Annotated in this window: 10 protein-coding genes; 3 read left to right on the top strand and 7 right to left on the bottom strand. The window is 44.7% G+C overall.

Annotation, left to right across the window (positions count from 1 at the left end):
* Nucleotides 1–599: hypothetical protein (locus IAE55_RS27225; protein ID WP_200634384.1), on the bottom strand; the 599-nt coding region annotated here is incomplete at its 3' end.
* Nucleotides 600–2,080: 1,481 nt separating this feature from the next.
* Between IAE55_RS27225 and ilvB the strand changes: the two genes are divergently transcribed.
* Nucleotides 2,081–3,787, top strand: coding sequence for a biosynthetic-type acetolactate synthase large subunit (ilvB, locus tag IAE55_RS27220; RefSeq protein WP_200634383.1), 1,707 nt, complete (start codon nt 2,081–2,083; stop codon nt 3,785–3,787).
* 303 nt (nt 3,788–4,090) lie between these two features.
* Here ilvB and IAE55_RS27215 read toward each other — a convergent pair whose 3' ends face one another.
* Nucleotides 4,091–5,320 carry a multidrug effflux MFS transporter gene (locus IAE55_RS27215; RefSeq protein ID WP_200634382.1) on the bottom strand — a complete coding sequence of 410 codons (1,230 nt, stop codon included), beginning with the start codon at nt 5,318–5,320 and terminating at the stop codon, nt 4,091–4,093.
* 174 nt (nt 5,321–5,494) lie between these two features.
* Here IAE55_RS27215 and IAE55_RS27210 point away from each other — a divergent pair, with 174 nt between their 5' ends.
* A complete protein-coding gene (locus tag IAE55_RS27210; protein WP_145156477.1) occupies nt 5,495–6,043 on the top strand; it encodes a TetR/AcrR family transcriptional regulator in 549 nt (182 codons plus the stop codon).
* Between the two features lie 191 nt (nt 6,044–6,234).
* On the opposite strand, the gene IAE55_RS27205 is transcribed toward IAE55_RS27210, so the two are convergent.
* Together IAE55_RS27205 and IAE55_RS27200 are read right to left on the bottom strand one after the other, a co-directional pair.
* Nucleotides 6,235–6,864 (bottom strand): sugar O-acetyltransferase, encoded by a 630-nt coding sequence (locus IAE55_RS27205; RefSeq protein WP_145156476.1) that lies wholly within the window; start codon nt 6,862–6,864, stop codon nt 6,235–6,237.
* Between the two features lie 53 nt (nt 6,865–6,917).
* Nucleotides 6,918–8,300 (bottom strand): MATE family efflux transporter, encoded by a 1,383-nt coding sequence (locus IAE55_RS27200; RefSeq protein WP_325168688.1) that lies wholly within the window; start codon nt 8,298–8,300, stop codon nt 6,918–6,920.
* Between the two features lie 125 nt (nt 8,301–8,425).
* Between IAE55_RS27200 and IAE55_RS27195 the strand changes: the two genes are divergently transcribed.
* Nucleotides 8,426–9,304 (top strand): AraC family transcriptional regulator, encoded by an 879-nt coding sequence (locus tag IAE55_RS27195; protein WP_145156475.1) that lies wholly within the window; start codon nt 8,426–8,428, stop codon nt 9,302–9,304.
* Between the two features lie 121 nt (nt 9,305–9,425).
* On the opposite strand, the gene IAE55_RS27190 is transcribed toward IAE55_RS27195, so the two are convergent.
* From IAE55_RS27190 to IAE55_RS27180, 3 genes are all read right to left on the bottom strand, one after another.
* On the bottom strand, nt 9,426–9,839 hold the full coding sequence (locus IAE55_RS27190) for a hypothetical protein (protein WP_200634381.1): 414 nt from the start codon (nt 9,837–9,839) through the stop codon (nt 9,426–9,428).
* A 119-nt stretch (nt 9,840–9,958) separates the two neighbouring features.
* Nucleotides 9,959–11,554, bottom strand: coding sequence for a response regulator transcription factor (locus IAE55_RS27185; RefSeq protein WP_200634380.1), 1,596 nt, complete (start codon nt 11,552–11,554; stop codon nt 9,959–9,961).
* A gap of 2 nt (nt 11,555–11,556) precedes the next feature.
* Nucleotides 11,557–13,344, bottom strand: a complete 1,788-nt coding sequence (locus IAE55_RS27180; RefSeq protein ID WP_325168687.1) for a cache domain-containing sensor histidine kinase — start codon at nt 13,342–13,344, stop codon at nt 11,557–11,559.
* Nucleotides 13,345–13,439: the final 95 nt, after the last annotated feature.

The following is a 13,439-nucleotide window of genomic DNA, read 5'->3' as shown; positions in this document are numbered from 1 at the left end:
GCACCTGTTGCTCCAGTGGCCCCGGTTGCTCCGGTCACTCCCGTTGCTCCCATTGCTCCCGTTGCACCGGTTACTCCTGTTGCTCCTGTTTCTCCAGTTGCTCCTGTTGCTCCAGTTGCTCCAGTTGCCCCGGTTACTCCTGTTGCTCCGGTTGCACCGGTGGCTCCGGTCGCTCCAGTTTCTCCGGTGGCGCCAGTGACTCCGGTCGCTCCAGTTTCTCCCGTTGCTCCGGTTGCTCCAGTTGCTCCGGTCGCACCTGTTGCTCCGGTTGCTCCGGTTGCTCCGGTTGCTCCAGTTGCTCCGGTTGCTCCTGTTTCACCAGTCGCTCCAGTCACTCCAGTGGCACCTGTTACTCCTGTTGCTCCGGTAGCTCCAGTTTCACCAGTCGCTCCAATGGCTCCTGTTGCTCCGGTTGCCCCAGTGCCCCCGGTTACCCCCATTGCTCCCGTTGCCCCGGTTACTCCGGTTGCCCCGGTTACTCCTTTTTCCCCCGTTGCACCACCAGCCGCCCCTGTGGCTCCTGTTGCTCCGGTCGCTCCGGTTACCCCATTTGCTCCGGTGGCTCCTGTTGCACCAGTGGCTCCTGTAACATCAGTCAAATAAGTAGATACATCTGTTAGTTTCTTTGTTTTAGAATCTTTAAGTTCTCTAATACATCTTAATGCTTGATGTAGTTGAAGTAAGGCGCCTGCAACCTCTTTCCTGGCTCGATTTGTTTTTTGTCTTTTCACATGGTAAGTGGCTTTTCGTAATCCTCTCATTGCTGAATTAACTTTTCTTACACACCTTTTTCGTAACCATTCCCGTCTAGCCATTTTTTCCTCTCCCCCGACATTTTCGAGGGTATGTGTTTTTTTTATTTAAACTCTCTAACGCTCCACCAATAACAGCTAAGGTGGTCTCAATTTCATCCACTGCACGTTCATATCTTTCTCGTGTCAAAAGGCGTTTTGCTCTCCGCAGTCGTCGGTTCGCAGCATTTAACATACGTATTCGATTCCGACAGGCCATTCATTGATCTCCCTTCGGAAATTGCTTTTTTTCTTCGTCCATGATGTTCCTGAGTATCACAACATTGTATGGGTAGAAGACTATTATCAACACGGTATTCGCCTATTTATGAAATTTGTTGTACTTGATCCCGCTCAAACCACTGCAGCTGATCTAGGCACCATTATAACGGTGTCTAAATGTCAAGGATAAAGGAGAACGTATCTCAAAATAAATGGCTCTCCAAACTTCCGACACGTACGGGTCCGGAAAGCTTTAATGCCGAGGCCTACTCGAACCCACCTATTATGTAAGTATAAATAAATCCGGAAAGCATGCTGCTTTCCGGATTTTCTATTCTTAAAACCAATATGAATAAGTACCTGTTGAAAAAATAATGTAGTCTGTGATAATATCCTCATAATATCATTTGAAAAGCGATGAAGAGGAAAAAATACCAGGGCTCTTATGTCCAGAGAGCAAAGGGAATGCTGAAACCTTTGCCTTAACCCCTTGTATAATAGTCACCTCGGAGCTGTTGATCGAAAACCGGATCTGATTGTTGATTTGGTGAGTAGTTCCAAACGGATGGGCACACGTTATCGTGCTGAAGTAAGGGATTCCTTACTTCATGAGGCCGGAATCGTGAGATTTTAGGCAAACCAGGGTGGTACCGCGAAAATAACCCCTTTTCGTCCCTATCGTTCGGCAGATCGCTGCCGAGCTTGGGATGAGAGGGGTTTTTATGTATATAACAAACAAGCGATGAAGAGAAAAAAGTGTCAAGGGCTCTTATGTCCAGAGAGCGAAGGAAATGCTGAAACCTTTGCCTTAACCCCTTGCATGACGTCATCTCCGAGCTGTTGATCGAAAACCGGATCAAGTGCTTGATCTAGCGAGTAGTCTCAACCGGATGGGCACACGTTACCGTGCCGGAAGTAAGGAAACACTTTACTTCGTGAGGCCCAAAATCGTGAGATTTTAGGCAAACCAGGGTGGTACCGCGAAAATAAACCCCTTTCGCCCCTTTAGTGCGGCAGTATGCTGCCGGCTTTTGGGATGAGGGGATTTTTTATTGGAGGGATATCACATGGAAACGAAAAGAGACAAAGCTGAACTCATCACCGGATCCGAATGCCTATTGCGCTGTTTATTGCTTGAGGGGGTTGAACATGTTTTTGGTTATCCCGGGGGTAACGCGCTGTACATTTATGACGCCATGGTCGACAATCCGGAGTTCAAACACATTCTGGCCCGGCACGAGCAGGGAGCGATACACGCAGCAGACGGTTATGCCCGATCGACAGGGAAAGTCGGCGTCTGCATCGCCACATCCGGTCCGGGAGCGACAAATTTGATTACCGGGATTGCGACGGCCTATATGGATTCCACGCCTCTCGTCATCATTACGGGCAACGTGTCGACTACGGTCATGGGCACGGATGCTTTTCAGGAAGCGGATATCGTCAGCATGACCCTGTCCATAACGAAACACAGTTACTCCGTTCGTCATGTGCAAGACCTTCCGCGTATCGTCCACGAAGCCTTCCATATTGCAAACACGGGCAGGAAAGGTCCTGTATTAATCGACATTCCTAAGGATGTTTCCAATCACAAGCTGTATTACCAACCCGCAGGGGCAATTCATCTTCGAGGGTACGATTCCGATCCGAATTTGGATACAGACCCGATCGATACCTTGATTCAAGCGATTACCGAATCCGAAAGACCGGTCATGATCGCCGGAGGAGGAGTGGTTTATTCAGGCGCATCCAATGAGCTGCTGGAGTTCGTAAATAAAACCAACATTCCGGTGGCGACCTCATTGCTTGGCTTGGGAGGTTTTCCAAGTGCTCACGACCTGTGGCTGGGCATGGCGGGCCATCATGGTGCATATGCAGCGAATATGGCCATCCAGCATGCCGATCTGATTATTTCCATGGGTTCGCGGTTTGATGACCGGGTGACCATGAGGGTAGATGGTTTCGCCCCACACGCGAAACGGATTGCCCATATCGATATTGATCCGGCTGAAATTGGCAAAAACATCAAGGCGGATATTGCATGCATCGGTGATATCAAGGCTGTACTGGATTATGCGAATACGAAAGCTGTCGCCTCCCCATCCGATCGTTGGATCAAAGAAATTCAGGAATACAAACGAAATTTTCCGTTTCGGTACAAAGATTCGGATACGGAGCTTAAGCCCCAATATGTTATTGAAATGATCCATGAAACCACACAAGGCGAGGCGATCATAACCACGGACGTAGGCCAGCACCAGATGTGGGCAGCTCAATTTTACAAGTTTAACCACCCCCGCTCTCTGATCACCTCAGGAGGTCTTGGAACGATGGGGTTCGGGTTACCGGCCGCCATAGGCGCACAGATCGGGAATCCGAAACGTCTTGTGGTTTCCGTAAATGGTGACGGGGGCATGCAAATGTGCGCGCAGGAGATGGCTATTTGTTCCATTCATCGGATTCCTGTCAAAATTGTCGTGATTAACAACCAAGTGTTGGGAATGGTTAAGCAGCAGCAGGAACTCAGTTACGCCAAGCGTTACAGCCAGATCGATCTTGCCGGCAGCCCGGATTTCGTAAAGCTGGCTGAAGCTTACGGCATCAAAGGGTTGAGAGCGAGTAATAAAGCAGAGGCTATCCGAGTTTGGCAAGAGGCTCTAAATACACCTGGTCCCGTACTTGTAGAGTTTGTCGTACCGAAAGAAGAGAATGTATACCCTATGGTCCTTGCAGGAACGGCGTTACATGAGATGATTCTGGGGGATATCGAATGATTTGTATGCTGAGCCGACCGTTGGGAGGCAACATTGTATCAAGTGCCACTTTCGTTATATGACAGTCCCTTATCTACGTACAACTTTCGCGGCAGTTATTTTGGCTTTGCCGCTCAACGCCTTAAAATCAATAGAACCAGCCAGTAGGCTGGTTCTATGCAAATTTACTGACGCCATGAGCCATGGCATAGCCAACTGCTTCTTCATTTTCAAAAACGGCAGCGGTATCAATCAAGTGGTTTTACACCCTCCTGCTATTTATTCTTATTCAAGTTACAGTAGGTCAAAATTCGGTAGGATGGGTTACGTATTGGATTCAGGGCTGTTTTTATGACCAGATAACTTATTTGATCCTTTTACCAAGGCAATGTAGATCATGATGGATAACAGGCTTGTAGAAAAAATAATAATCCCAAAAGGCATAGCGGAATTTTCGCCAGCCATTCCCACGAGCGGCGAAGCTACCGCACCTAATGCGAACTGCAGGGTGCCCAGAACGGCGGAAGCGCTCCCTGCAATATGCCCTTGCGACTCCATAGCCAATGTAAACGAGATGGGTCCAATGATCCCAATGGAAAAGGCGAATAGGAAGATCGAAATAAACATGGCTAATAATGCTCCATGCACCAAAACGATAATTAAGACTGCAGTGGAAGATATCAAAGCGATGATTAGACCGATGATAAAGAGTCGACTTTCCGCTACTCGTCCTGCAAGTACTTTGACGAATTGAGAGCCCAAAATAATAGCAAGGCCATTCAACGCAAATAGAATCGAAAACATTTGTGGCGACACGCCGTATATATTTTGATAAATAAATGGAGTACCTGCTACATAGGCAAAAACCCCTGCGAACAAAATGCCGTTGACGAACGCATATCCCATAAAAGAACGTTCTCGGAACAAGCTGCTATAATTGTTGATCAACGTACGGGGACTACTTGATACACGCTGCCGTGCAGGTAAGCTTTCCTTTACCCCCCATAGGGTTATCCCGGTTAATGCTAAGCCCAGCACCCCTAAGAATAGAAATACGCCTACCCAAGAACTGTAGGACATCACTGCACTCCCCGCCGTAGGGGAAATTAACGGAGCCACATTACTGATCATCGTCAGCAGCGATATAAACTTCGTCATTTCAACCCCGCTAAACCGATCTCGAACAATAGCACGCGAAATAACGAGACCTGCAGATGCAGCAACCCCTTGAATAAATCTTAAACCTATAAACCAACCTATGCCTGGTGCAAAAGCGCATCCAACCGAGGAAAGGATATATAATATCATGGAAATCAGCAAAGGCCGGCGCCTGCCATAGATGTCGCTCAAAGGACCCATGATTAGCTGTCCTAATCCTAGTCCTAACAGGCTCGTGGTTAAACTCGCTTGAACTGCCGCTGCGCTTGTTCCAAAAAAATCGACAATCTGCGGAAGGGACGCTAGATACATGTCGACGGTAAAGGGCCCCAACGCTGAAAAAGCTGCCAATATGAGGGCAAAAACAAGAGATCTCTTTTGGGTCGTATAGTTCATTCTTTTAACTCCTATAATTTAATGAAATAAACAAATCAAGTTGTTTAATCAACTCATGTCTATTATTATAGAAAAAGAAGCCCCTATTCAATGGTTAAAAAAACGAAATTCGTTGAAATATGAACACGATCAAGTAAATTGTTCATTATCTTGGGAATTCAGGGGAGAGATAAGATGGCAAAAGTGGACCGGAGAATTTTAAAAACGCAAGAAGCCTTGAAAAGAGCCGTTATAGAACTGATGGCTGAAAAAAACTTCGATGACATTACCATTCAAGACATTGCTGACCAGGCAAACGTAAACCGGGGTACGATTTATCTTCATTATCAGGACAAGTACGATTTATTGGATCAAATCATGGAAAATCAAATTAACGAATTAAGGGAAATGGATACGTGGGCGTGCGAGATGGAATGGACGGATGCTCTGGTTCCATACTTCGAATACTTTGAGAAAAATTATTTGTTTTTTTCAACCATGTTAGCATCGAAAGGGGCTCCTTCGTCTTTTAGGACGCGGTTGCTTGCTTCTTTCATGGAGGGATTCAAAGGTGAGATCGACAACGAAAGTGGGAAAAATGCAGATTTGATCGAAGATGTGATGCTGCAGTATGCTGGAACGGCATATGTTGGGATCATTGAATGGTGGATCCGAAACGGAATGCCTCATTCGCCGCAAGTGATGGCCAAACAAGTTGGGACATTGTTAGAAAGAAGCCTTTAAAAGCATTCGTTCCTACTAACATGCGGATAGGATTTCCCAACCTGATAGCGATTCTCCATCAATCAATTTGACGATTCGTTAACGCGTGATTTATGTTTGACCTCTGATGTAAAAGGAAAGCACACATGAATCCTTTTCAGGATCATGTGTGCTTTCGCTACACTATGGGCATTTATAAACAACCTCTACTATTACCATTCAACCTGATCAAAGCGCATGTTTTTATAGTAATATACTCTGTCATGTTCCGTGATTTCACGAAGAACCTTACATGGATTTCCTACAGCGATTACGTTCTCGGGAATATCCTTGGTTACTACACTTCCAGCACCGATGACGCTCCCCTTTCCGATGGTAACGCCCGGTAAAATAATCGCCCCGCTGCCAATCCACACCCCATCTTCAATGACAACCGGTAGAGCAAACATGCCACCTTCTTTACGTTTTTCTGGATGTACAGGATGGCTGGTTACAGCGATCGTTACGTTGGGACCAAACATGACGTCGTCTCCAATCGTAACCTTATAATCGTCTACTACGGTTAAGTTAAAGTTAATATAAACATTATTGCCTATCGTTGTGTTCGAGCCATACGCCATGCGAATAGGTGGTTCCATCCAGACGTTCTCACCAATGCTCCCAAAAAGCTGTTTCATCAAAGCCTGACGCCCTGCCATATCATCAGGATGTAAACGATTGATTTCATAACACAGTGCCTTGCCGCGCTGACGCGCACGTGCCAATGCTGCAGCTTCTTCCGGATAGTTAGCGTCATGGTCAGTAAATAATTGGCAGCTCGCCATTCGTTCTTGTATATTCATTTTTCATTCTCCTTTTATCATCCTTGATTTCCATCAGACCATTTTCGTTTAAATCAAGCTTCCTCAAAATTCCTTGTAATATTGTTAAGCCATTTGTACTGACGATACCGAATCAAAGCGACTGGCAGCTTGATGATTTCATCCAGGCTGATCATGGCAAACAGCAGAATAGGCGGCACATGCCAAACAAAAGCACATAGATAGCCTAATGGCAAAATAATGCCCCACATCACTACCGCATCACACCAAAAGCCAAATTTGGAATCCCCTCCGGCAGTGAATATACCGGCAATTATAGTCGAATTCATTGACTTGGCAATGCAATAATAAGCGCAGATATACATCATTCCATCGAGGTAATGTTGTGCCTCAGCATTTAAATGAACCATCAAGAAAACCAGTGGCTTCACTAACAAAATAATGCAACCCGCCAGTGTACCAAAAATAAAAGCGTATACATTTATTCGGTTACCGGCATGTTTGGCTTTCTCAATCTCACCCTTCCCCAGATATTTCCCGATTAACACAGAACCACCGCTGGCAATGCCGCCGCATAATACGATGGCCAAGTTCTTGACGACTGACGAAACGGAATTAGCTGCAACCATATCGGCACTTACATGGCCAATAATGGCGGCTGTAGCAGTCAAAGCCCCGCCCCAAACGATATAATTCCCTTGTACGGGCATGGTGTACTTGAAGAAATCCTTAAGCAATTTCCGCTGTGTTCCATCACGCACCGGCAATTGAAAGCGAATGGAGCCCCGTGTAACAGAGTGCACAATACAGCAGCCCAATTCAATGAAACGTGCACTAACCGTCGCAAGGGCAACTCCCGTGATCGCAAGTTCGGGTCTGCCGGGAAAAAGGATAAAGATACAAAGCGCGTTGAATATAATATTCAAAACTAGGCAAGCCGAACTTATCCATGCACTTAGCTTTGCATTTTCCATGCTTCTTATAACACCGAGATACATCTGTGATATTCCCATCGCTAGATAAGAAAACGAATTCATTTGCAAAAACCTTGCACCATAGCGAATCAACCCGTCATCGTTTGTAAAAATCCGCATCAGCATGCCTGGGTATGAGATGGAGAACAAAAAAAAGAAAACAGATATGCAGAAGGAAAACATGCAGGCAATGCTAAGAACCCGCTGGATCGTCTGTAAATCCTTCTTTCCCCAATACTGTGCGGTAAGAATTCCCGCTCCCGTTGACAACCCCATGTAGAACAAGGTCAATGCGAAAGTAATTTGTCCGGCGAGTGATACGGCCGACATCGCGGATTGGCTGATCATCCCCAACATGAAGACATCTGCAGAAATAACCGTAGCCGAAACCAGATTTTGCAACGCTATAGGTACAACCAGCACCATCAACTCTCGTCTGAAATCAATATTCATGGTTTTCCTAATTTGGAAATGTTTTTTCACCCCGTTCCCCTTCCCTTAACATAAATCATAATGTTATAAAGATAGTACAAATAAACACTCATATCCATTAAAATCGGTTAAAATTCTATAAAAATCGTATAAAGTTAATTTAACGAGGTGATCTGATGAGTAAATCATTAGAAGTGTTTTCAGACCTATCCGAGCGCCTGGATTATAACCTATCTGATTTACGACTCTATGTACGAAAAGGAAACTTACAGCAGTTTTCCAATTATTCTGCTGCCTGCCATTGGCACCCGGATGTGGAGTTTATTTTGGTTCTCGAGGGATCTATGGATTACTTTATCAACGGGCAGACGATTCGAATCGATCAGGGGAATGGAATTTTTGTAAATAGCAATCGCATGCACTATGGTTTTTCCCAGGAGCAGATTGATTGTACTTACATTGTGGTCGTCATCCATCCCTCACTTTTTGGTGAAGCTACGTCCTTGGCAAGGAAGTATGCGGACCAAAAATTCGGGACCCATATGGATGACTTTTTATTACTTACAGACCAAACTGCTTGGCAGCGTGAGGTGTTGGTTTCCATAAAAAATATTTACGCTGAAATGCACAACTCTAATCTACAAAATCCTCTTCGACTATTATCATTGGCATTATCCTTATGCGCCTACGTAGGAGATCACGTGCAACAAAAAGAAGGACATACGGACAATGAACAATTATGGACAATGATCTGGAAGATGACCGGGTTCATCCATCAGAACTATGAAAGTAAAATAACGCTTAACGATATTGCTGCTGCAGGCACGGTTTGCAGGAGCCGTTGTTGTAAATTGTTTAATACGTACGTAGGACAAACCCCAAATGAGTATCTAATACGATACCGAATTCAAAAAAGTTGCGACATGCTAAAAGAAACGAACCGGTCCATAAGTGAAATAGCAATGGCCTGCGGTTTTCAAAGTGCAAGCTACTTTACTTTCATTTTCCGTAAACAATTAGGATTGGTTCCGCAGGATTACAGAAAACAATATTAAACGCTTTTCTCAGGATGTATTACTACAAAGGGAGCCTGAATGATATGAGGCTCCCTTTTATTTCATTTAATAATAAATCCAAAAAATATTCATTTGTTTGCGCCTTTAGGCTGGAGTATTCTCACTTTTGTAGCGAAAGCCCATGCACGAATAGCAGAAGTTTGCCGTTACAGACAGCGTGCGGGACCGGTTGAATCAAATCCTGCGCCTGGGCCGAGCTCGGAAACGATGGCATGACCACCGTATTTTCCTTCATGGACTTTGGCACCGATTTTACGTTGTCCGGCGAGTATTGCCCTTGGAGGAAGAAGGGTTCCGCACGTCTTACGGAGGGATAGGCGCCAACAATGTTCGATTGGATATCCTGCCCCCGCCGCCCGCTCCCCATAAGCTCATGATGATCAAAGCTGGCTTGACCATCGTCTCGCTGGCAATCCAGTCCGACACCGGCAATCCAAACAACCGCGTAAGGAAAACACGCATTTTTACTGGATACACTTTCAAGCTGTACAATGGAAAGAATTGCAAAATCCATATTTAGAGGAATCATCGTTTATTATTCAAGGTTCCCCTCATCCCTATCTTAAAGGGGAACAAATATGCTTTACAGGTTACATTCAATCGATCACTTCATTTTTTTATCACCTTATGAAATTAGCGATAATATCGGTCTCTATATTCCTGGGGAGTATATCCCTCATTTTTCTTGAATTGATACGTAAAGTACGCAGGGGTTTGAAACCCTACTCGCTCCGCAACCTCATAAATCTTGATTGTAGGATCTTGAAGCAGTTCCTTTGCTTTTTTCATTCGTAGATTCTTGACAAAATCGGAGATTGTTAACCCCATCTCCTTCTTGAAAAGCACCCTTAAATGCCCTGCACTAAGATAAAACATATCCGCGAGCTGCTTGACCGTCACATTGACAGAAACTTGATCTTCCAGATATGCAACGATCCGGTTTATGAGATGATGCTGCTGTAACGTTCGCTCTTTCCTTGCAAGTGAAAAAGTCGTTTCAATATATTCGAGAACAACTTCTTCAAGCTCTTCGACCGTTGTACACTCCAGCAATCGGTGCCATGCACGTTTACTTTGATATATAATTGCTTCGGTATCATGCCATGGCTTACGTGACAAATCACCTAACAGTCCAATGCTGATTGACTGGATATAGGCAAACGACTGGGCTTGAATATTCAGTTCCTTAAATACCTGCCTAACTGCTTCCACTAACTGATCTGAATCATCACGGTCAGCGAGCGCAAGCAGGCTGGGAAGCAGATTCTCCCGTTGCTGAAAATCTTCATAAATCTTACGTTCTTCAGTACCTACATATACAATCAAACCCGTTCCGCTTTGCCGAGCATCAGTAATGGTATATCTACTCTCTCGGAAAAGCTGTTGAACCTCATTCCAGTTGTTCCCTTCCCGACTAATACAGATGGTAACGGTGGCCTGATGCGTATTCTTCATAAAGTTTTGTACAAAACGCATCTGTTTTTCCAGACTACTTTTTTCGTCTACCTCCGGATTAACCATTATAGCCACAACCTCGTCAGGTTTAAGCTTTGAAACAAGGACATGGCTCTTATCTTGTAAAGAAACCTTTACCGATTGCATAAGTGCCGAACTTAACATTAACCTTCGATTAGGATCTTGACCGATTGTCGCATAGCCATCAAGGGATGCAATAACAAGTTGGATTTCCACATTTTGTTCAGGTAAATGTAGGAGCCGACACCAAGAGAACAGTGTATCTACCTCCAATGGCTCATCTTCCAGCAGTTCCGAAATGAACGATTCTTTGAGCAAATGTAAACTGTCCGACATCATCGATTGAAATTGAAATGTCTGTTCGTTGATTTGCCTGATATTCTCCAGGGTTTGTCTGAAAGAAGTTAGTCTATGTTTGATTTCTGCCAATTTGAGAGGCTTCAGCATATAGCCCTGAACGCCTATTTCAATAGCCTCTTGAGCAAATTCGAATTCATTGTAGCCACTTATTATTAGAATTTGTATATTCTGATAGAGTGATTTTGCGGATGCCGCAAGCTCAATACCATTCATGCCAGGCATAGATATATCAGTGATCAGTACATCAATGAAATGAGCTTGAAGTATTGATAGCGCATCTTCTCCCGATTTCGCTGTAAGCGGATCAGCGAATCCGAGTTTATCCCAAGGGATATGTCTGATTAGGCCCCAAATATGAGTAGGTTCATCGTCTACAATGAGAACTTGCAACATTCTTATCCCTCCTTTTGAATGTTCGGTTTATCTACACTGGCTGGCAGCTCGATTGTAACAGTCGTTCCCGAATCAAGGTTACTTTCGATTGTCATTTTTCCAAGGTTGCCGAAGTATAGTTGGAGTCGCTCCCGTATATTTAAAAGGCCATAACCATTACCCTGGCCTACCTTCTCTCCTTTCTGTACAAGATCCAGGGTGTACGGGTCCATTCCTATTCCATTGTCTTTTACTGTAAAGCAGACTCCATTCGAACTTCGCTTGATCCCAATAGCAATAAAGGCATCGGTTTGTGTAAAAATCTTTCCATTAATATAGGAATTTTCGACAATAGGCTGCAAAATCAATTTTATCGAATATAAATCCAGCACTTCATCGTCAATGTCCCACACTACACGAACGCAATCCGGATAGCGAAGTTGTTGAATATCCACATAAGCCTTTACATGTTCCAGTTCTTTCCGAATTAGCGTAACATTCGATTTGTTATCAAGTGCTAACCGATAGAAGGTCGTTAAGGCTTCTATCGCTTCCGCTTGATACAGGTCTCCTTGATCAAGAGCACGCCAGTGGAGAAGACTAAGCGAATTATAAATAAAATGCGGATTGATTTGAGCTTGAAGAGCCTGGAACGAGGACTCCTTTTCTTGTAATTTTGCATTACTCAGCATTTCCACTAATTGTCCCAATTGGCCGGCCATTTGATTAAATATTATTTCTAAATCCCCGAGTTCGTCTTGACTCCAATTTCGAACCGAAACATCAAAATCACCATCAGCAATATCGCTCATCCGCAAACCCAGCTTGCGTATGCGCAGAACAATGTTTTTCAATACGATTAATACGAGGAATATGGAGAGTAATAGAAAGAAAACGGTGACTCCCACAATACTGTACACTGTCATGGCAGATTGTTTTTCCATTTGTCGCATTTGAATTAATGCTGCCACTTTCCATTTTCCATCAATGTTTCTGACTGTAAAATACTCCCCATTCACTGTGGCACTTTCAGTTCCAAGTACACTTTTCCATAAGTTTGACAGATCGGTATCGATCACCGATTTGCCGATAATGGAGCGATCAGACGCTGAAACAATGTGCTCTTCTTCATCTACGAGGTACAAGCTTCCGGAGCCGCTAAAAGGCCGATCCATAAGCTCACCAAACACCGTGTTATAATCCAAAAGCAGATAAATTACACCTACGACGCTATTATCTCCATTCGTAATTTTTTGTGACACCATTAGTTGTGCAACGCTCCCCGGGATATACGTCCATTGCAATACAGAGGGTGATTCCATTACGCTGCGATACCAGGACTCCTCATTCAGGTTACCCGTTAATATTCGGTTGCCTGGCTTCCATAACAGTCCTCCGTCTTCCACGAGAGATTCATTGGTATGATAAATCCGGAAAGCCATGATTCCAGGCAAGTATCGGCTCATCACTTGAAAAGAGCGGTTCACATAATTAACGGTTTCAATCTGATCCGCCATATTTCCATAGGTTCGGCTCAGCCTGGAGATGAGTTCGCCATCCGTCCCCGCCCGGGTCGCCAGAAGATCATAGCTCTGCTTCCGGAACTCAACACTCTGAGTCGTCTGTCGGACTGCTTCATTGATCGTGAGCATATAGTTGGCTCTGACGTTTTGAAGGGCCAGATAACCGGCTCCTATGCCCAAAATAACCGTTGGAATGAATACAACCAGTCCATACAACACGACAAGCTTGCCACGAAGATTCATTAAGCGGGTCAGGCGGATAATCATTCTTTCTAGCCAGCGTCGCACTAGGCATTCTCCATTCTTCTGCCTGAATCTAAATCCAGATGAGAAAACTGCAAAGGGAGCATCCCCATTCTGGGGCTGCTCCGCATATGCGTACT

This window comes from Paenibacillus sp. S28 (assembly GCF_016624415.1).
GTDB classification, from domain to species: domain Bacteria; phylum Bacillota; class Bacilli; order Paenibacillales; family Paenibacillaceae; genus Paenibacillus_AQ; species Paenibacillus_AQ favisporus.
This window is presented reverse-complemented; position numbering and strand designations above follow the sequence as displayed.